Here is an 18,613-nt window from a genome sequence, read left to right on the forward strand (position 1 = left end):
CGTGGGCGAGTTCTGGCCGGTCGAGGACGTGCTGACGTACCTGGCCGGAAGCTGGCGGGTCGAACGCACCGTACGGGACCTCGCGAACGACGCCGAGGGCCGCTTCACCGGCACGACGGTCTTCGGGCCGCTGAACGACGGCGGGCTGCTGCACCGGGAGTCGGGCACGTTCGTGTGGCAGGGCGTCGCGCGGCCCGCCGAGCGGACACTGCGGTTCCTGCCGGGCCCCACCCGCGGGACCGCGCTCGTACGGTTCGCCGACGGCCGCCCGTTCCACGACCTGGACCTGACGGGCGGGCGGTACGTCGCCGACCATCCGTGCGCGGCGGACCTCTACCGGGGCGAGTTCACCGTGCGGGACGAGAACCACTGGCGTTCCGTCTGGCGGGTGCGGGGGCCCGCGAAGGACCTGGTGCTGACCACCGGCTACACGCGCCCGACCTGAGCGGGCGCCCCGTCGACGCGCAGATTCCAGCGGCCCGCCCGGCCCGTCACGGTGATCGCCGACAGGGGACGGACATCGATGTTCCAGTAGGTCGAGGGCGGCGCCTTCAGCGCGTAGACCAGCGCGGCCCGCACCACCGACGGCTCGGCCACCGCGACGATGCTTCCGCCGTCCTCCCCGGGCCGTGTGTCGAGCCAGGCGCCGACCCGGGCGATGAAGGTCAGCAGGCTCTCACCGCCGTGGGGTGTGGAGCGTGGATCGGAGAGCCAGGAGTCCACGGCCTCGGGCTCACGGGCCATGGCCTCGCCCAGGGTGAAGCCCCGCCATCGGCCCATGTCGCAGTCACGCAGCGCGAGCTGGACCAGCGGGGCGTAGCCGAGGACGTCACCGGTGGCCCGACTGCGGGGTGTCGGAGCGCAGTAGCGCAGCTCGGCCGCCGCCAGCGGCAGCAGCCCGGCGGCGGCGCGCTGTGCTTCCTCCCACCCCGCCTGGTCCAGCGGCCGGTCGTCCTCGAAGCGCTCCGCCAGCAGCGCGGAGCTTCGCGCTGCGGCGACGAACGTGACCCGAAGATGCATGCGCAGATCGTGGAGCGCCCACCTCCGCAGGTCAAGGGTGTCACCCTGAGTATCCGAATATGCACAGAACATCGGCCAGTGGTCTGTGCGTCCGCTGTGCGGGCGCCCCGGATCCGGTTCTCCCGCCGACGCGGCGCCGCGGTTCCCCGGGTCGCGGAGTCGGGTCGCGTCCGCTCAGGTCCGTACCTCGTCGTACGCCGCCGCCAGTCGTCGTACGCCCTCCGTGATCTCCTCCGTCCCCGCCACCGCCGCGAAGCTCAACCGGATCTGGGCGGCGGGGGGTTCGGCGCTGTAGTAGGGGCGGCCGGGGGTCACGGCCACCCCCGCGCGCAGGGCGGCGGCGACGAACGCGGACTCGTCGGTGCCGTCGGGCAGCCGCGCCCACAGGTGGTAGCCGCCGAACGGGACGTGGGGCAGGGCGAGTTCGGGCAGGCGCAGCCGCAGAGCGGCGGTCATGGTGTCCCGACGGGCCTTCAACTCGGCCGAAACTGTGCGCAGATGACGCGGCCAGGCCGGTGAGCCGACGAGTTCGAGCGCGGCCTCCTGGAGCGGGCGCGGCACGAAGAAGGTGTCGACGACCTGGATGGCGCGCAGCCGCTCCAGCACCGGGCCGCGCGCCGCGAGGGCGCTGACCCGGAAGCTCGGCGAGGTCGCCTTGGTGAGGGAGCCGACGTGCACCACGACGCCGTCCGGGTCCTCGGCGGCCAGTGGACGCGGCAGCGGGCCGGCGTCCTCGTGCACCAGGCGGCGTACGAAGTCGTCCTCGACGACGAAGGCCCCGGCCTCCCGCGCGATGCGCAGCACCTCGCCGCGCCGCTCGGGCGCGAGCACGGCGCCGGTCGGATTCTGGAACAGCGGCTGGCAGACGAAGACGCGGGCGCCGGTGGCCTTGAAGGCGTCGGCCAGGAGCTCGGGTTTCACCCCGTCGGGGTCCACCGGGACCGGTACGGGGCGGAGACCGGCGGCCCGGGCGATGGCCAGCATTCCCGGATACGTGGGCGACTCGACCAGGACCGGGGCGCCGGGCGGCGCGAGCGCGCGCAGGGTTGTCGTCAGGGCGGTCTGGCCGCCGGCCGCGACCAGCACCTCGGCGGCGCCGATCGCCCCGCCGATACCGCGCGCGAACCACTCGCGCAGTTCGGGCAGTCCCTCCATGGGCGGCCGGGACCAGGCCCCGGGGCGGCGGCCGGCCCGGGACAGGGCCGCGCCCATCGCCCGCTCGGGCTGGAGCGAGGGGTGCAGATAGCCGCCGTTGAACTCGACGACTCCGGGTGCCGGCGCGGCGAGCGAGACGAGGACGCCGGAGGCGTCCACGGTGCGCGGGACGGACTCGGGCGAGGTGTCCGCGCTGAGCGCGACCTCCTGCCAGGAGGTGTCCCCGGTGGAGGTGAGGGCGGGCCGGGGCCGGGCCTTGAAGGCGCCCGCGCCGGGCCGGGTGACCACGAGCCCCTCGGCGGCGAGCTGCGCCAGCGCGCGTGACACGGTCACCGGGCTCACACGGAACCGCTCGACGAGTGCCCGGCTGGACGGCAGCTTTCCACCTGGCGAGTAGCGGTTCAGCTCCTGTCGCAGCCGTTCCGCCAGATCGCCCACACTGCTACGCTCTTGCATGAGAGCACAGAGTAGCGCTATCGAGCGGACCGGGATAGCGGTCGGCGCCGACGTCGAGGCCCCGGCCTCCGTCCCGTCCCGGAGCCCCGCTCCGGCGGGCCCCGCTCCGGCGAACCGCCGCCCGGGCACCGTTCAGGCGGCCCTGGGTGTCACCGCCTTCTCCCTCACCTTCCCCGCGACCGCCTGGGGCCTGGAGGGCTTCGGCCCCTGGTCACTGGTGACCGTGCGCTGCGTCCTCGCGGCGGTCGTCGCGGGCGGCTGTCTGCTCGCGCTGCGGGTCCCCCGGCCCGACCGGCGGCATCTGGCGGGCCTCGCCGTCGTCGCCGCCGGGGTCGTCCTCGGCTTCCCGCTCCTGACGACGCTCGCGCTGCGGACGTCGACCACCGCCCACGCGGCCGTCGTCGTCGGGCTGCTGCCGCTCACGACGGCGCTGTTCTCGGCACTGCGCACCGGCGCGCGGCCGTCACGGACGTTCTGGGTGGCGGCCTGCGCGGGCGCGGCGGCCGTGATCGCGTTCACCGTGCAGCAGAGCGGCGGCGCCCTGACCGGCGCGGACGCCTATCTCTTCGGGGCCCTGCTGATCTGCGCGGCCGGCTACACCGAGGGCGGCCGGCTGGCCCGGGTGATGCCGGGCTGGCAGGTCATCGGCTGGGCCCTGATCCTGTGTCTGCCGCTCAGCGTTCCGGGCGCGCTGGTGGCGCTGTCGTACGAACCGGTGCATCTCACGGCACACAGCGTGACCGGGCTGCTGTGGGTCGCGGTCGGCTCGCAGTTCCTCGGCCTGGTCGTCTGGTACCGGGGGATGGCGTCGATCGGGATTCCCAAGGCCAGCCAGTTGCAGCTCGCCCAGCCGCTGCTCACACTGGTGTGGTCGGTACTGCTCCTGGGCGAGCGGCTCACCCCGGCGGCACCCCTGACGGCGGCCGCCGTCCTCGTCTGCATCGCTCTGACCCAGCGCGCACGGGGCTGAACCGCCCGCAGGGCGCGCCGCGCGGCGCGCCCCCCGGGCCTCGGCCCCAAGGCCAGGAACCGTTGCTCCCGTACAGGCGAGGAGACCGTTCAGATGCACGCAACCAAAGGCGACAAGCTGGTGCAGCACGGCCGGACCGTCGGCCAACACGACAAGGTCGCGGAGATCACCGAGGTCATGGGATCGGAAGGCTCGCCCCCCTACCGCGTGCGGTTCGAGGACGGTCACGAGGCGGTGTGCTCGCCGGGCCCCGACTCCGAGATCCGTCACCGGGAGATGCCGCCGCAGTAGGACGACCCGGACGGGCGCCGGGAGGCCGGCGGACGCTCAGCGCGGGGGTTTCGCCGGCTGCCGGTAGTGGTCGGCGACGACCCGCGCCATCGCGCCGATCCGGTCGGCGCCGGTCTCCGAGGCCGAGAAGAACACATGCCCGCGCACTTCGGGGTGACGGCGGGCGAGGGTGAGATGGCGGGAGAGTTCGGCCGGGTCCTGCCAGGCCGCGGGCTGCGCCGGGTCGCCCGCCTTGTACAGCGCCTCGCCCGCGTAGAGCTGGACGCCCGTGCCGCGGGTGACCCCCGCCCACCAGGGCAGCAGCTTCGCGTAGTCGGCGGCGGCGAAGCCGATGTTCCAGTAGAGCTGGGGGCAGATGTAGTCGACCCAGCGCCGCGCGACCCATTTCCTGGTGTCGGCGTACAGATCGTCGTACGTCTCGATGCCGGCCCGGGTCGGTGAGCCGAGCGGGTCGGTCGAGGCGTTCCGCCAGACGCCGAAGGGGCTGATGCCGAAGCGCACCCCGGGCCGGACCTTCCTGATGCCCTCCGCCATCTCCCGCACCAGCAGGTCGACGTTGTGGCGCCGCCAGGCCGCCCTGTCCGTGAAGTCCGCCCCGTGCCCGGCGTACGCCGCGTCGTCGTCGAAGCGCTCGCCCCGCACCGGGTACGGATAGAAGTAGTCGTCCCAGTGCACGCCGTCGACGGGGTACCGGCGCACCGCGTCGAGCATCGCGGCCCGGACGAACGTGCGGACGGGGGGCAGCCCGGGGTTGTAGTAGAGCTTCCCGCCGTACCGCACGATCCAGTCCGGGTGGAGACGCGCGGGGTGGGAGGCCGCGAGTTTGCGCGGGTCCGGCTGTCCCGAGACGCGGTACGGGTTGAACCAGGCGTGCAGTTCCAGACCGCGCGCGTGGGCCTCGCGCACCGCGGTGCCCAGCGGGTCCCAGCCGGGATCCTCGCCCTGGACGCCGGTCAGGTATCGGGACCACGGCTCGTACGGCGAGGGCCACAGGGCGTCGGCGGCGGGACGGACCTGGAGGATCACGGTGTTCAGGCGCAGGCGTACGGCCGTGTCCAGGTGGCCGAGGAGCTCGGCGCGCTGGCGTGCGGGGCTCAGGCCGGTTCGGGAGGGCCAGTCGCGGTTCGAGGCGGTCGCGAGCCACATGCCCCGCATGGCGGCCGGGGCCGTCGCGCTCCCCGACGCGGCCGTGTCCTGGGCGGCCGCCGCGTCCCCCGCCGTGCCGAACCCCGACAGTGTCGCGAGCGCGGCCGCCGCGAACGCCCGGCGTGGCAGTCGCCCCATGTCCGTACCCCTCACGTCGCGAATCCGTCCGGTTACGTGCCGTATCGGGACACAGCATGCACCACCCCGACGATCGATCATCGATACTTGGGAGTAACGTGCACGTTCGGAGCAGGGCCCGAACAACGGACGACCTGCCAGGCAGTGCGGATCAGCGAAGGGGACGATGTGACCGACATCGAACGCGTCGGAGTGGTGGGCTGCGGCCAGATGGGAGCGGGCATTGCCGAGGTGTGCGCCCGCGCCGGACTGGACGTGAAGGTCGCCGAGACCACCGGCGAAGCCCTGGAGATCGGCCGGACCCGGCTCTTCTCCTCCCTCTCCAAGGCGGCCGAGCGCGGAAAGATCTCCGCGGACGAGCTCAAGGCCACCCAGGACCGGCTGAGCTTCACCACGGACCTCGGCGAGTTCGCCGACCGTGACCTGGTGATCGAGGCCGTCGTCGAGAACGAGCAGGTGAAGACCGAGATCTTCCAGGTGCTGGATCAGGTGGTGACCAGGCCGGACGCGATCCTGGCCTCCAACACCTCCTCGATCCCGCTGGTGAAGCTGGCCGTCGCGACCTCGCGTCCCGACCAGGTCATCGGCATCCACTTCTTCAACCCGGCCCCGGTGCAGCAGCTCGTGGAGCTGATCCCGGCGCTGACCACCTCCGAGGGCACCATCGGCCGCGCCCAGCTCTTCGCCGAGAAGGCGCTCGGCAAGCACGCGATCCGCGCCCAGGACCGCTCGGGCTTCGTCGTCAACGCGCTGCTGATCCCGTACCTCCTGTCCGCGATCCGGATGTTCGAGTCGGGGATCGCGAGCCGCGAGGACATCGACAACGGCATGGAGATGGGCTGCGCCCACCCGATGGGTCCGCTCAAGCTGTCCGACCTGATCGGTCTGGACACGGTGGCCTCGGTCGCGTTCTCGATGTACGAGGAGTACAAGGAGCCGCTGTACGCCGCTCCCCCGCTGCTCCAGCGCATGGTCGACGCCGGCCGCCTCGGCCGCAAGTCCGGTTCCGGGTTCTACACCTACGGCTGACCTGCCGGCCACCGGTTGAACACCCGCTCCGCTTCGCGGAGTTCGCGCGGGCCCGGCACCCTTCGCGGTGCCGGGCCCGCGCTGTTCACACGCCGTGTGCGCACCGGGCTCGCATATGCCCGGCGCACACTCTCCCCACGCGCCCACCAGGCGAGTTGACTTTCCGTGCGCAGACACAGGGATGTGCCGACCACGGAAAGGAGCGGACTCGTGACCGCCGACCCCGAGCATCCCGCGGCACCGAGGGAGATCGCGGAGTTACGCCGGTCGCTCGAAGTGGGGTTCACCCGCATCGAGGGAGGACTGGCGCTGCTCACCCAGCGCGACGACCAGACGGCCAAGGATCTCGATGACCTGAGCACACGGATCGTCGCGCTCGAACACACCCGCTGGCCACTGCCCACCGTCGCCGTCGTCGCGGCCGTGGGCGCCCTGGCCGTGGCGGTCTGGCAGGCTCTCGGCCACTAGCGCCGGGACGCCGGGGGCCGATCAGGGCAACACGTCCTGTCCGAGCCTGAGATGGTGCAGGAGCAGCAGTGCGGCCGCCATGTTGGCGGCCGGGACCTCACCGCGGGCGACCATGTCGGGAACGAGTTTGAGGGGAACCCATTCCCGGCGGTCCGACTCGAAGTCGTCCACGGGGTGTCCGATGTACGCGCCCTCGTCGGCCCAGTAGATGTGATGCCGGGCGTCGGTGAGCCCGTTGGAGGGCTCGACAGTCATCAGATGCCGCAGGGGTCCCGGCCGCCAGCCGGTCTCCTCCTCCAGTTCGCGGGCCGCCGCCACGGCGATGTCCTCGCCGTCCTCCACGACGCCCGCCGGCAGCTCCCATCCCCAGCTGTCGGTGATGAAGCGGTGCCGCCACAGCAGCAGCACCTCGTTGGCCTCGTTCACCACCGTGGCCACGGCGACGGGCCGCAGCCGTATCAGGAAGTGATCGAGGTGCCGCCCGTCCGGCAGCTCCACATCTGCGAGATTGACGCTGAACCAGCGGTTTTCATACACAGTTTGTTCGTTCTGTTTCGTCCACTGCACGGTTCTGCCACCTTCCGCCGAGTGAAGGCAATATCGCAGCAGCCGGGTCCCGACAGCAGGGCTCACTGGGGTCGGGACGCAGCACGGCGGCGGTGAACGAGGGAATGTGCCGGGCCGCTCCTACAGCGGTACGCGCAGTGCGCCGTCGATGAGTTCAGCGGCCTCGGTCGTCCCCGCACAGCCGCTGCGCACCAGGTGTTCGCGTACCGCGCGCAGTCTGTCGCGCAGCCGCTGGGACTCCATTCCCCGTGCCTGCTCCGCCATTTGGACGGCCGTCGCCACCGCCTTGTCGGCGTTGCCCTGGCGCAGTTCGATCTGGCTGAGCATGGCCAGCCGGTGCACCCGGCCCCGGTCGTGCGCCGGATTGTCGACGGCGGCCGCGGCGTGCTCCGCGGCGGCCACCAGGTCGCCGAGGCTGAGCAGCGCCTCCGCCACCTGTACGTTGACCAGTCCCGGCTGGACATAGCCGGTCTCGTCGGGCTCGTAACCACGCCGGATGCGCTCGGCGGCCTGCTCGGCACGCCGTATGCAGGACAGTGCGCTGCTGCCGTCGCCGAGGTGCGCGTACGCCTTCGCCTGCATGGCGTAGAGGTCGGAGGCGAGCGCCGGCGTGATGTGGCGCCCCGCGGCGCGCAGCGCGGCCTCGGCGAAGGCGACCGCCTGCCGGTACTCGCGCATGAACAGCGACTGGTTGACCAGCAGGGCTATGACGTAGGCGCCGAGTCCCCTGTCCCCGCTGGCCTTCGCCAGGCGCAGCGCCTGGTGGAAGTAGCGCTGGGCGAGTCCGTGCGCGTCGGAGTCGTAGGCGCAGATGCCGGCGATGGCCACCAACCCGCCCGTCGCGCGGTGGAGTTGGCGCCCGGTGGCGTCGGTGTAACTGCCGCGCAGCAGGGGCGCGGTCTCGGAGTTGAGGAAGCCGACGATCCGGGTGCGGGTCGCCATGCCCCCGGCCTTGCGGTACATCTGCTCGTAGTGGGCCCGTGCCGCGCGCAGCATCTCGATGTCGGCCATGCTGACCTGATGGCGGCCGCCGCGCGAGACGTCCACGTCCTCGGGCGGGTTCTCCCACTCCCACACGGGCATCACGGCGGGGGTTCCGGTGACGGCCGGGGCGCCGAGGATGTGCGGGCGCTGCTGTTCGTCCGAGCGCCACAGGGCGGTGGCGCGTTCGACGAAGCCGGAGAGCGAGCCGGCGTGCGGGGTGGAGGGCTCGCCGGGGACCCCGAGTCCGATGTCGTCGAGCGTGACGGGCCGGTGCAGCCGTCCCGCGAGCACCTCGCAGATCAGGTCGGGCACCTGTCCGCGCGGTCGCTGGCCCTTCAACCACCGTGCCACGGCGGTGTGTTCGTAGCGCAGGGCCAGACCACGGGCCCGGCCCGCCTGGTTGACGTGGGCCGCGAGTCCCGCGTGCGAGATCCCCGCCTCGTCGAGGATCGCGTCGAGCAGAGTGTTGGGCTGCATGGGAGGCCCCCCGAGTGGCTCGTTGCCGGCGGCGCCGCCGGGCGACCTCTCCCCAACCGCACCAGAGAGAGGCGACCTCTCCCGACCGCACCAGAGAGAGTAGTGCGTCCCCTTTCACACGGGGTGTGATGGGAATGCCCGTATCCGCGCTGTGCGCTCGCTGTCGCGGAGAGTTTCGCACCGGTTGACTGAAATGCCTCGCAAGAGGCCGGCCGGGCCGCCGGCTCCCCCTCGTACAGTACGGCGGCCCGCTCCGCGCCGTCCGCCCGGCCGCCTGCCCGACACTCCGTGGCCGGGCGGACGGCAGAGCCGGTCCGGCCGGGTCGGCCGCGGGACTCCGGACGTCCGGGAGTGGGTCCCGTGGCCGGTCGTTCCCGGGATCGGCCGGGCGGCCTGGACGTCACGGACACGGCCTAGCGGGGCACGTGCTGGGAGACACGGCCGTGGTTCAGGGCGAGGGGGCGGCGGTCGTTGTGCAGGACCAGGAGGGCCACGTCGTCGTCGGGCCGGCCGCCGGTGTGGCGCAGCAGGCCGGCGAACACGGCGCGCAGCACGGCCTGCGGTTCGACGGGTCCGTCGCGTACGACCGCCGCGAGTGCCGGGAGCAGCGGGAAGAACCGGCCCCGGGCGTCCCGGGCGTCCTCGGCGCCGTCGGTGTGCAGGAAGAGCCCCTCGCCGGGCCGGAGCCGGCCGCAGGATTCGGCCGGCAGGCGGGCGGGCAGCGGGAACGGCCCGAGCGGGGGCAGCGGTTCGGCGTGTACGAACGGCCGGACGTGGCCCCTGGCCAGCAGATACGGCCAGGGGTGGCCGCAGTTGAGGGCGTGCACCTCGCCGTCCCCGCGGATCTCCAGGAGCAGGACGGTGACGAACTCCTCGGCGGCGTGGTGGTCGGACTCGGGCCCGGCGAAGGCGTGTTCGGCCCGGTCCCGCTCGCGCAGGTGCCGGGCCAGCGCCCGCTCGAGTCTTCTGAGGACGCCGCCGAGTTCGGGTTCGTCGTGCGCGGCCTCGCGGAAGCTGCCGAGGACGGCGGCGACCGTGCCGATGGCCCCCAGTCCGTGCCCGCGGACGTCCCCCATCACGACCCGCACGCCGTGCTCGGTGGCGATCGCCTCGTACAGATCGCCACCGATGCTCGCACCGTGGTCCGCGGAGAGCTGGGCGGCGGCGATGTCCAGTCCGTCGATGCGCGGCGGCAACGGGCGCAGCAGGACGTTCTGCGCGGCTCCCGCGATTCTGCGGATCTGCCGGAGTTCGCGCAGCAGCGCTCGTCTGACGTGGACCATCAGGCCGGCTCCGACCGCGAAGAAGACGGCGCTGGTGACGACGTGGGCACCGAGCCCGTTCTCCTGCGCGAGCGGACAGGCCATCTTGTACGAGATCGCCAGCGCGCCCCAGACCGCGGGCAGCCCCAGGTTCACCGCCCGGCGCAGCGGCGGCCGGTCGGTGGCGCGCGGGACCCGGTGGCCGAGGAGGCCGCGTCCGCAGTCCTCGCGGAGGAATCCTGCGCGTGATCTGCGACCGCGTACCGCACGGTCGAATCCGGCCCTCAGCCGGTCACGGCAACGGCGCGGTCCGGGGACCGCTCTGGCCGGGTTCCGCGAATGCGTCTGGAGCGTCGCCCTGCGGGGAGCCCCAGCCTTGTTACGGATCATGCCGATTGGCCCCCCAATAGGCACTGACAGCGCAGACGGCCTCGGAGAGACCGCTCCGATTCTGTCGAGCGCCGACCCGGCCGGGCAGGGTCACCAGGACATGTCACCCAAATGAGTGAGGTGTCTTCGGACAGCCGCATTTATGCAGGCAGAGGCCGGGGGAACCCCGCTCAGGGGTCCGGAAAACCCCGCTCAGGGGCCCGGGTACCCCCGAGAACGGGAGCGGGGAACCGCGCGCCCCGGTCGCGGAACGGTCCGCGAACACGGCGCACGGTTCCCCGGCGCGATCCGGTGAGCCGTCAGGCTCCGCGCAGCACGGCGCCCGTGCGCTCCGCGGCGAGCGCCACCGCCGCGTCGCGGGCCGCGGAGGCCTCGTCGACGGTCAGCGTGCGGTCGTCGGCACGGAACCGCAGCGCGTAGGCGAGGGACTTCTTGTCCTCGCCGAGCTGGGCGCTCTCGTACTCGTCGAACAGCCGGATGGACTCGAGGAGTTCACCGGCACCCTCGTGCAGGGCCGCCTCGACGTCCGCGTGCGGGACGCTCTTGTCGACGACGAGGGCGACGTCCTGCGTGGCGACCGGGAAGGTCGAGATCTTCGGGCCCTTGGGGTGGCCCGAGCTCGCCCGCTCCAGCGCGTCCAGGTCCAGCTCCATCGCGCAGGTGCGCGCGGGCAGGCCCAGCGTCTTCAGGACACCGGGGTGCAGCTCACCGGCGTACCCGACGATCTGCTCCGCGCCGTCCACCACGACCGCGAGCTCGGCGCAGCGGCCCGGGTGCCAGGGCCCGTACTGACCCGAGCGGACGAGGAGTTCGGTCCCCGACTCGCGGGCCAGGACGCGTGCGGCCTCGATCGCGTCGGCCCAGTCGGCCGGACGTCCCTTGCCCCACCAGCCGGCCTGCTCGCGGGCGCCAGCGAGGACGACGGCGGCGTGCCGGGGCTGCGCGGGAAGCGCGGCGGTCAGGGACGCGATCTCCTCGTCGGTGGGACGGCGGTCGACGGGCAGCCGCCCGGCGACACGCAGTTCCTCCCGCGGGTGGAAGACCAGACCGGTCTCGAAGAGCGCCAGGTCGTGGCTGCCGCGTCCGTCGTTGCGGCGCAGGGCCTGGAGCAGGCCCGGCAGCAGCGTCGTACGGAGCGCGGGCTCCTCGTCGGAGAGCGGGTTGACCAGCTTGACGACCTTGCGCTTCGGGTCGTCGGCGGCGAGGCCGAACTGGTCGAAGACGTGCTCGCCGATGAACGGGTAGTTCGGTGCCTCGACGTAACCGGCGCCGGCCAGCGCACGGCCGGCCCGGCGGTGCAGCCGCTGCCGGTCGGTGAGGCCGAGGCCCGCCGGGGGCTTGGGCAGCGTGGAGGGCAGGTTCTCGTAGCCCTCGAGCCGGATGACCTCTTCGGCGAGGTCGTTCGGGTCGGTCAGGTCGGGCCGCCAGGACGGCACGGTGACGATGAGCTCGTCCTGCCCGTAGACGTCGCAGCCGACCTCCTGGAGGCGGCGTACGACGGTCTCGCGGCCGTAGTCGACACCGGCCACCTTGTCCGGGTGGTTCGCCGGGATGGTGATGGTGTGCGGCGCGGACGGCGCGATCACCTCGGTGACCCCGGCGTCGGCGGTGCCGCCCGCGAGGAGCACGAGGAGGTCGACGGTCCGCTGGGCCGCGGCCGAGGTGGCCTCGGGGTCGGCGCCGCGCTCGAAGCGCTTGGACGCCTCGGAGGCCAGCTTGTGCCGGCGGGCCGTGCGCGCGATGGTGATCGGGTCGAAGTGCGCGGCCTCGATGACGACCTCGGTGGTGGTGCCCTCGGTGTCGTCGATCTCGGTGTGGGCACCGCCCATGACGCCCGCGAGGCCGATGGGGCCGCGGTCGTCGGTGATCACCAGGTCGCCGGCGTCCAGCGTGCGCTTGACGCCGTCGAGCGTGGTGAGCTTCTCGCCCTGCTCGGCCCGGCGCACGCCGATCGTGCCCTGGACCCGGCTGCGGTCGTAGGCGTGCAGCGGCTGGCCGAGCTCCAGCATCACGTAGTTGGTGACGTCGACGGCGAGCGAGACCGGGCGCATGCCGGCCTTCTGGAGCCGGCGGCGCAGCCAGATCGGGGACTGGGCGTCGGGGTCGAGGCCGGTCACCGTGCGCGCGGTGAAGCGGTCGCAGCCCATCGGGTCGCTGATCCGCACCGGGTGGCCGAACGCGTTCGGGGCCGGTACGTCGAGCAGCGCGGGGTCGCGCAGCGGCAGACCGTAGGCGATGGCGGCCTCGCGGGCCACCCCGCGCAGCGACAGGGCGTAGCCGCGGTCGGGCGTGACCGCGATGTCGAGGACCTCGTCGACGAGCTGGAGCAGCTCGATCGCGTCGGTGCCGGGCTCCATCTCCGGCGGCAGCACGATGATGCCGCCGGAGCCGTCGTCGCCCATGCCCAGCTCGTCGCCGGAGCAGATCATGCCGTGCGAGGTCTTGCCGTACGTCTTGCGCGCGGCGATCGCGAAGTTGCCGGGCAGGACGGCGCCGGGCAGGACCACGACGACCTTGTCGCCGACGGCGAAGTTGCGCGCGCCGCAGACGATCTCCTGGGGCTCACCGGTGCCGTTGGCGGTGCCGACGTCGACGGTGCAGAAGCGGATGGGCTTCTTGAACTCCGTCAGTTCCTCGATCGTGAGCACCTGGCCGACGACCAGGGGGCCCTTGAGGTCGGCGCCCAGCTGCTCGACCGTCTCGACCTCGAGGCCTGCCGAAATGAGCTTGGCCTGGACGTCGCGCCCGGTCTCCGTCGCCGGCAGGTCGACGTACTCCCGCAGCCAAGAAAGCGGGACCCGCATCAGATCTCCATCCCGAACGGCCGGGTGAACCGGACGTCACCCTCGACCATGTCTCGCATGTCTTCAACACTGTGACGGAACATCAGCATCCGCTCGATGCCGAACCCGAAGGCGAATCCGCTGTACTTCTCCGGGTCCACGCCACAGGCGACCAGCACCCGCGGGTTGACCATGCCGCAGCCGCCGAGCTCGATCCAGCCCTCGGAGGAGCAGGTCCGGCAGGGGCGGTCGGGGTTGCCGACGGACTCGCCCTTGCAGACGTAGCAGAGCATGTCCATCTCGGCGGACGGCTCGGTGAAGGGGAAGTAGTTCGGGCGCAGCCGGGTCTTCATGTCCGAGCCGAAGAGCGACTGGACCATGTGGTCCAGGGTGCCCTTGAGGTCGGCCATGGTCAGGCCCTCGTCGACGGCCAGCAGCTCGATCTGGTGGAAGACCGGGGTGTGCGTGGCGTCGAGCTCGTCCGTGCGGTAGACGCGGCCGGGGCACACGACGTAGACGGGCGGCTCCCGGTCGAGCAGGGCGCGGGCCTGCACCGGCGAGGTGTGGGTGCGCAGCACGACGCCGGACTCGTCGCCGTGGGTGCCCTCGGGCCCCTGGACGAAGAAGGTGTCCTGCATCTGCCGGGCCGGGTGGTCCGGGCCGAAGTTGAGGGCGTCGAAGTTGAACCACTCCGCCTCGACCTCGGGGCCCTCGGCGACCTCGTATCCCATGGACACGAAGACGTCCGCGACCCGCTCCATCATCGTGGTCAGCGGGTGCCGGGCGCCGGACGGCACACGGTCGTACGGCAGGGTGACGTCCACCGCCTCCTCGACCAGGACGCGCGCGTCCCGGTCGGCCTCCAGTTCGGCCTGGCGGCCGGCGAGGGCCTTGTTCACAGCGCCGCGGGCCTGGCCGACGAGCTTGCCGGCCGCGGCCTTGGCCTGCGGGGGCAGTGCGCCGATCTCGCGGTTGGCGAGGGCCAGCGGAGAGGCGCCGCCGGTGTGGGCGACCTTGGCCTCCTGGAGCGCGTCGAGGTCGCCGGCGGCGGCGAAGGCGGCGAGCGCCTCGTCCCGCATGCGCTCGATCTCTTCCGGTTTCAAGGCCTCGACCTCTACAGGGTCGTACGACTTATTAGGTGCCGACATCTCTTCCCGTGCTTCCGGTTGGCTGGCTGAGGGTCCCCGTCATCGACTCGGAGACGCATCGTCCGCAGATGAGTGGACGCAAAGGTGCCAAAGGCCGAGTCTAACGGGGGTGAGGGTCCGCCCAGGACGGGGCGTCCTCGCGGTGTTCCCGTGCGGAGGCGCCCGTGGGGGCCGCTGCGGCGCTAGAGCAGATACGCCGGGGTGCCCACGGGCAGCGTAAATCGGAACTCCGCTCCCCCGCCGGGGGCGCGGCCGACCGTGATGGTGCCGCCGTGGGCTTCGACGATGCCCTTGACGATGTAGAGCCCGAGGCCGGTGCCGCCGCGCTTGCTGCCCCGCCAGAAGCGGGTGAAGACGCGGTTCATGGACTCCTCCGGGATTCCGGTGCCCTCGTCGCTCACGGTGACCGACGTGACGGCGTTCGCCGTGCCCTCCTCGTCCGGCCGCTCGCGCGGGGACGTGGAGGGTGCCACGTCGATGGTGACGGTTCCCTCGCCGTGGCGCACCGCATTTTCGATCAGGTTGCTGAGCACCTGGTCGATCTTGTCGGGGTCGGCCCACAGACCGGGCAGCGGCTGCTCCATGCGCAGCAGGAAGCGGTCGGCGGGCTGGCCGGAGGCGACGTAGGCCTGGATGTGCCGGCCGACGGCGGCGCCGATGTCGACGGGCTGGCGGCGCAGTTCGAGGCGGCCCGAGTCGATGCGGGAGATGTCGAGGAGTTCGGCGATGAGCCGGGTGACGCGGTTCGCGTCGGCGTCGACGGTCTCCAGCATCAGCTTCTTCTGGTCGTCGGTGAAGCGTTCCCATTTGGCGAGCAGGGTCGCGGTGAAGCCCTTGACGGAGGTGAGCGGCGAGCGCAGTTCGTGGGCGACCGTGGCGATCAGCTCGGCGTGGCTGCGCTCGGTGCGGCGGCGGGCCTCGGTGTCGCGCAGGCAGACGACGACCCGGCGGACCGGGCCGGTGGGGTGGGTGCGCACGTAGCGGGCGGAGACGAGGATCTCGCGGCCGCCGGGGAGCAGGAGGTTCCGTTCGGGCTGGCCGTTGCGGATGGCGAGTCCGCCGTAGGGGTCCGTGAGCTGCCACCAGCGCCGGCCTTCGAGGTCCTCCAGCGGGAGGGCCGCTTCGAGCCGGCGGCCGAGGGCCTCGGCGGCGGGGACCGCGGTGATCCGGGCGGCGGCGGCGTTGAAGCAGACGACCCGGCCCTGTTCGTCGGCGACGACGATCCCGTCGGGCAGGTCGTCGGGGTCTATGCCGAGGCCGGGACCGGCTCCGGCCGTGTCATCGTGCCAGGGCGCGGAAGTGCCGCGCGCGTCTCGCGCTCGCAGCGCGCCATGGGCACCGCCCGTGCCGACACTCATCCCCGTACCCCACCTCTCGTCCGGCACAGAGGGCCCCCGGGCCCGTCACCCTACTAGCTGCCGGTGACGGAGCGGCACCCTGTGGAGGCGCGCTGTGCACGGGCTGACGCGTAGAGACATACGGCCGCGGCCGTGGCCAGGTTCAGGCTCTCGGCCTTTCCGTGGATCGGAACGCGCACGACGGCATCGGCCAGCGCGCGGGTCTCCTCCGGGAGCCCCCAGGCCTCGTTGCCGAAGACCCAGGCGGTGGGGCCGCCCATGGTCCCCTTGTCGAGCTCGTCGTCGAGGTCGTCCTCCCCCGCGCCGTCCGCGGCGAGGATGCGGACTCCGGCGTCCTTGAGCCCGGCCACGGCCTGCTCGACGGGCACGCCGACGGCGACGGGCAGATGGAACAGGGACCCGACGGAGGCGCGTACGGCCTTGGGGTTGTACAGGTCGACGGAAGCGTCGGTGAGGACGACGGCCTCGGCGCCGGCGGCGTCCGCGCAGCGCAGCACGGTTCCGGCGTTCCCGGGGTCGCGGACGTGGGCGAGGACGGCGACCAGCTTCGGGCGGGCCTTGAGGATGTCCTCGAAGGGGGTGTCGAGGAAACGGCAGATCCCGACGAGGCCCTGCGGGGTGACGGTGGTCGAGATGTCGGCGATGACCTGCTCTTCGGCGAGGTGCACCCGGGCGCCGGCCTGCCGGGCGCCGCCGATGATGTCGGCGTAGCGCTCCGCGGCCTCGACGGTGGTGAACAGCTCCACGAGGGTGGGCGTGCCGTCGGCGCGGTGTGCGGCGGCCTCCCGGACGGCCTGCGGCCCCTCGACGAGGAACAGCCGCTCCTTGCCCCGGAAGTTCCGCCGGGCCAGCCGCCGCGCGGCGGAGACACGGGGAGAACGGGGCGAGATCAGCTCGGGGCTGGCGGAGGCCATGTTCTGGTTCACCTTCGGTATCTGTGCGGCCGGTATCCGTGCGGCTCGCATGGCAGCGGGGGTGACTGCAACCCCTTCGGGGCGCGAGGCTCTGTCGATCTGCGGCTCCGCCGCGATGGGGGTCCCCCCTGTTCGAGCGGAGCCGAGAACTCGGGGGAGCGATCAGCCCCCGCCCTGCGGCACCCGAACGGCCGGCCGCAGCGGCGTGAGCAGCAAAGGACCCGCAGGCGAACCTGCGGGTCCTTCAGTCACATCGGCCAAAGCCGGCGCAGCGTCACGCGGCCTTCGGCGCGTTGACGTCCGACGGCAGGGCCTTCTGCGCGACCTCGACGAGCGCGGCGAACGCGTTGGCGTCATTGACGGCCAGCTCCGCGAGGATCTTGCGGTCCACCTCGATGTTGGCGGCCTTCAGACCCTGGATGAGGCGGTTGTACGTCATGCCGTTCTGGCGGGCCGCAGCGTTGATGCGCTGGATCCACAGCTGACGGAAGTCGCCCTTGCGCTTCTTGCGGTCGTTGTAGTTGTAGACCAGCGAGTGGGTGACCTGCTCCTTGGCCTTGCGGTACAGGCGCGAACGCTGACCGCGGTAGCCGGAGGCCGCCTCGAGGATCGCCCGGCGCTTCTTGTGGGCGTTGACTGCCCGCTTGACGCGTGCCACTTTTAACTCCTTGTAGCGGGGCCGTGGTTGGACTCACACGGCCCGAAATCGATTGGGTCCCGGATCAGACGTACGGCGCTGGGCGCCGGTACGTCACTTGCCGAGAAGCTTCTTGATCTTCGCGGCGTCGCCCGGGGCCATCTCGGCGGTGCCGGTGAGACGGCGCGTCACGCGGGACGACTTGTGCTCGAGCAGGTGGCGCTTGCCGGCGCGCTCACGGAGCACCTTGCCGGAGCCGGTGATCTTGAAGCGCTTGCTGGCACCGCTGTGCGACTTGTTCTTCGGCATAGCGCCGTTCTCTCCTCGTCAGTGGCGTTCCGGTGCCCGGTCGCAGGACCGGGCACGGATGGAACGTCATATGTATCGATTGACATCCCGGGGCGGGGGCCCTGGGATCAGGCCTCGGCTGACGCCTCGGCCGGGGTCTCGGTGGACTCGGCCTCAGCGGGCGCGCCCTCGGTGGTGTCACCGTCGGCTTCGGCCTCTTCGGCTGCGTTCTGCGAGCGACCGGGGTTGGCCTTCGCGTCCGCCTTGCGAGCCGCCTGAGCCTCACGGGCCTCGGCCATCGCCTCGGTCTTCTTCTTGTGCGGACCGAGAACCATGATCATGTTTCGGCCGTCCTGCTTCGGGTTCGACTCGATGAACCCGAGGTCCTCGACGTCCGTGGCGAGACGCTGCAGCAGTCGGTAGCCGAGCTCCGGCCGGGACTGCTCGCGACCACGGAACATGATCGTGATCTTGACCTTGTCGCCCTGCTTGAGGAACCGGACGACGTGACCCTTTTTGGTGTCGTAGTCGTGCGGGTCGATCTTCGGCCGGAGCTTCATTTCCTTGATGACCGTGTGCGCCTGGTTCTTGCGCGCCTCACGGGCCTTCATGGCCGACTCGTACTTGAACTTGCCGTAGTCCATGAGCTTGCAGACGGGCGGGCGTGCGCTCGCCGCCACCTCGACCAGGTCGAGGTCGTACTCCTGAGCAAGCTCAAGGGCCTTGGCAAGCGGAACAATCCCGACCTGCTCGCCGCTGGGACCGACAAGTCGCACTTCGGGAACGCGAATCCGGTCGTTGATGCGGGGCTCGGTGCTGATGGATCCTCCTCGGTAGCACCACACGGCGGTCTGGCGGACAGCCGCGTATGTCTCTGATGACATTTTGACCAACCGCCGTGGGGCATGAAAAATGCCCCGGACGGGACACAGGCGGGGCTCCATGGCAACCGGAGCACCGCCGCGGTCTACCGCGGGGCGCGCATTCGGACGACTCCATCGTCCGTACGGAACGATGGCGGCCGTCTGACCGGGTGACCCGCCGTCCCGGAGGACGGTCAGGTGGGAGATCGGAGCCTCCACTTGTGGGCCGAGCACATAAGTATCCGGCCGGTCGTTACACAAGGTTAGCA

18 protein-coding genes are annotated in these 18,613 nt (G+C 71.9%); 5 read left to right on the forward strand and 13 right to left on the reverse strand.

Annotated features, from left to right (window positions below; genetic code table 11):
* Position 1: 1 nt before the first annotated feature.
* Positions 2-445 (forward strand): DUF6314 family protein, encoded by a 444-nt coding sequence (locus tag ACIQ7M_RS26070; protein WP_403648567.1) that lies wholly within the window; start codon positions 2-4, stop codon positions 443-445.
* On the opposite strand, the gene ACIQ7M_RS26075 is transcribed toward ACIQ7M_RS26070, so the two are convergent.
* Together ACIQ7M_RS26075 and ACIQ7M_RS26080 are read right to left on the reverse strand one after the other, a co-directional pair.
* Positions 427-1,020: a histidine phosphatase family protein gene (locus ACIQ7M_RS26075; protein WP_355774079.1), complete on the reverse strand. Its 594-nt coding sequence runs from the start codon at positions 1,018-1,020 to the stop codon at positions 427-429. The two genes, ACIQ7M_RS26070 and ACIQ7M_RS26075, sit on opposite strands and share 19 nt — an antisense overlap.
* Positions 1,021-1,194: 174 nt before the next feature.
* The gene (locus ACIQ7M_RS26080) at positions 1,195-2,631 is read right to left on the reverse strand and encodes a PLP-dependent aminotransferase family protein (protein ID WP_386985810.1); all 1,437 of its coding nucleotides are present in this window, start codon (positions 2,629-2,631) and stop codon (positions 1,195-1,197) included.
* Between ACIQ7M_RS26080 and ACIQ7M_RS26085 the strand changes: the two genes are divergently transcribed.
* Positions 2,630-3,601: a DMT family transporter gene (locus ACIQ7M_RS26085; protein WP_403648572.1), complete on the forward strand. Its 972-nt coding sequence runs from the start codon at positions 2,630-2,632 to the stop codon at positions 3,599-3,601. The two genes, ACIQ7M_RS26080 and ACIQ7M_RS26085, sit on opposite strands and share 2 nt — an antisense overlap.
* A 93-nt stretch (positions 3,602-3,694) precedes the next feature.
* Positions 3,695-3,892, forward strand: coding sequence for a DUF1918 domain-containing protein (locus ACIQ7M_RS26090; protein WP_403648575.1), 198 nt, complete (start codon positions 3,695-3,697; stop codon positions 3,890-3,892).
* A 36-nt stretch (positions 3,893-3,928) separates the two neighbouring features.
* Here ACIQ7M_RS26090 and ACIQ7M_RS26095 read toward each other — a convergent pair whose 3' ends face one another.
* Positions 3,929-5,176: a glycoside hydrolase family 10 protein gene (locus ACIQ7M_RS26095; RefSeq protein WP_403648578.1), complete on the reverse strand. Its 1,248-nt coding sequence runs from the start codon at positions 5,174-5,176 to the stop codon at positions 3,929-3,931.
* Between the two features lie 168 nt (positions 5,177-5,344).
* On the opposite strand from ACIQ7M_RS26095, the gene ACIQ7M_RS26100 reads away from it, so the two are divergent.
* Together ACIQ7M_RS26100 and ACIQ7M_RS26105 are read left to right on the forward strand one after the other, a co-directional pair.
* Complete coding sequence (locus ACIQ7M_RS26100) at positions 5,345-6,205, forward strand: 3-hydroxybutyryl-CoA dehydrogenase (protein ID WP_355774093.1); 861 nt, start codon at positions 5,345-5,347, stop codon at positions 6,203-6,205.
* A 210-nt stretch (positions 6,206-6,415) separates the two neighbouring features.
* Positions 6,416-6,673, forward strand: coding sequence for a hypothetical protein (locus tag ACIQ7M_RS26105; protein ID WP_355775989.1), 258 nt, complete (start codon positions 6,416-6,418; stop codon positions 6,671-6,673).
* 21 nt (positions 6,674-6,694) lie between these two features.
* Here ACIQ7M_RS26105 and ACIQ7M_RS26110 read toward each other — a convergent pair whose 3' ends face one another.
* From ACIQ7M_RS26110 to infC, 10 genes are all read right to left on the reverse strand, one after another.
* A complete protein-coding gene (locus ACIQ7M_RS26110) occupies positions 6,695-7,240 on the reverse strand; it encodes an NUDIX hydrolase (RefSeq protein ID WP_403648581.1) in 546 nt (181 codons plus the stop codon).
* Between the two features lie 120 nt (positions 7,241-7,360).
* Positions 7,361-8,701: a transcriptional regulator gene (locus tag ACIQ7M_RS26115; RefSeq protein ID WP_355775987.1), complete on the reverse strand. Its 1,341-nt coding sequence runs from the start codon at positions 8,699-8,701 to the stop codon at positions 7,361-7,363.
* 413 nt (positions 8,702-9,114) lie between these two features.
* Positions 9,115-10,353, reverse strand: coding sequence for a PP2C family protein-serine/threonine phosphatase (locus tag ACIQ7M_RS26120; protein ID WP_403648585.1), 1,239 nt, complete (start codon positions 10,351-10,353; stop codon positions 9,115-9,117).
* Between the two features lie 299 nt (positions 10,354-10,652).
* A complete protein-coding gene (pheT, locus tag ACIQ7M_RS26125) occupies positions 10,653-13,157 on the reverse strand; it encodes a phenylalanine--tRNA ligase subunit beta (protein ID WP_355774333.1) in 2,505 nt (834 codons plus the stop codon).
* Positions 13,157-14,284 (reverse strand): phenylalanine--tRNA ligase subunit alpha, encoded by a 1,128-nt coding sequence (gene pheS, locus ACIQ7M_RS26130; protein ID WP_355774336.1) that lies wholly within the window; start codon positions 14,282-14,284, stop codon positions 13,157-13,159. The genes pheT and pheS overlap by 1 nt, the downstream gene beginning before the upstream one ends.
* Before the next feature lie 182 nt (positions 14,285-14,466).
* On the reverse strand, positions 14,467-15,642 hold the full coding sequence (locus ACIQ7M_RS26135; protein ID WP_355774339.1) for an ATP-binding protein: 1,176 nt from the start codon (positions 15,640-15,642) through the stop codon (positions 14,467-14,469).
* Between the two features lie 53 nt (positions 15,643-15,695).
* Positions 15,696-16,556 carry a TrmH family RNA methyltransferase gene (locus tag ACIQ7M_RS26140; RefSeq protein WP_403648589.1) on the reverse strand — a complete coding sequence of 287 codons (861 nt, stop codon included), beginning with the start codon at positions 16,554-16,556 and terminating at the stop codon, positions 15,696-15,698.
* Between the two features lie 274 nt (positions 16,557-16,830).
* The gene (gene rplT / locus ACIQ7M_RS26145; protein WP_003970214.1) at positions 16,831-17,214 is read right to left on the reverse strand and encodes a 50S ribosomal protein L20; all 384 of its coding nucleotides are present in this window, start codon (positions 17,212-17,214) and stop codon (positions 16,831-16,833) included.
* Between the two features lie 93 nt (positions 17,215-17,307).
* Complete coding sequence (gene rpmI, locus ACIQ7M_RS26150) at positions 17,308-17,502, reverse strand: 50S ribosomal protein L35 (protein WP_006374321.1); 195 nt, start codon at positions 17,500-17,502, stop codon at positions 17,308-17,310.
* 107 nt (positions 17,503-17,609) lie between these two features.
* A complete protein-coding gene (gene infC / locus ACIQ7M_RS26155; protein WP_355772878.1) occupies positions 17,610-18,326 on the reverse strand; it encodes a translation initiation factor IF-3 in 717 nt (238 codons plus the stop codon).
* Between the last annotated feature and the right edge of the window lie 287 nt (positions 18,327-18,613).

Origin of the sequence: Streptomyces sp. NPDC096324 (assembly GCF_044763015.1) — a bacterium.
In the GTDB taxonomy this organism is placed as follows: Bacteria; Actinomycetota; Actinomycetes; order Streptomycetales; family Streptomycetaceae; genus Streptomyces.

Coding starts and splice junctions, on each gene's coding strand:
- ACIQ7M_RS26075 (WP_355774079.1), bottom strand. CDS start 1,020: ATGCATCTTCGGGTCACGTTCGTCGCCGCAGCGCGAAGCTCCGCGCTG.
- ACIQ7M_RS26085 (WP_403648572.1), top strand. CDS start 2,630: ATGAGAGCACAGAGTAGCGCTATCGAGCGGACCGGGATAGCGGTCGGC.
- ACIQ7M_RS26080 (WP_386985810.1), bottom strand. CDS start 2,631: ATGCAAGAGCGTAGCAGTGTGGGCGATCTGGCGGAACGGCTGCGACAG.
- ACIQ7M_RS26090 (WP_403648575.1), top strand. CDS start 3,695: ATGCACGCAACCAAAGGCGACAAGCTGGTGCAGCACGGCCGGACCGTC.
- ACIQ7M_RS26095 (WP_403648578.1), bottom strand. CDS start 5,176: ATGGGGCGACTGCCACGCCGGGCGTTCGCGGCGGCCGCGCTCGCGACA.
- ACIQ7M_RS26115 (WP_355775987.1), bottom strand. CDS start 8,701: ATGCAGCCCAACACTCTGCTCGACGCGATCCTCGACGAGGCGGGGATC.
- ACIQ7M_RS26120 (WP_403648585.1), bottom strand. CDS start 10,353: ATGATCCGTAACAAGGCTGGGGCTCCCCGCAGGGCGACGCTCCAGACG.
- pheT (WP_355774333.1), bottom strand. CDS start 13,157: ATGCGGGTCCCGCTTTCTTGGCTGCGGGAGTACGTCGACCTGCCGGCG.
- pheS (WP_355774336.1), bottom strand. CDS start 14,284: ATGTCGGCACCTAATAAGTCGTACGACCCTGTAGAGGTCGAGGCCTTG.
- ACIQ7M_RS26135 (WP_355774339.1), bottom strand. CDS start 15,642: ATGAGTGTCGGCACGGGCGGTGCCCATGGCGCGCTGCGAGCGCGAGAC.
- ACIQ7M_RS26140 (WP_403648589.1), bottom strand. CDS start 16,556: ATGGCCTCCGCCAGCCCCGAGCTGATCTCGCCCCGTTCTCCCCGTGTC.
- rpmI (WP_006374321.1), bottom strand. CDS start 17,502: ATGCCGAAGAACAAGTCGCACAGCGGTGCCAGCAAGCGCTTCAAGATC.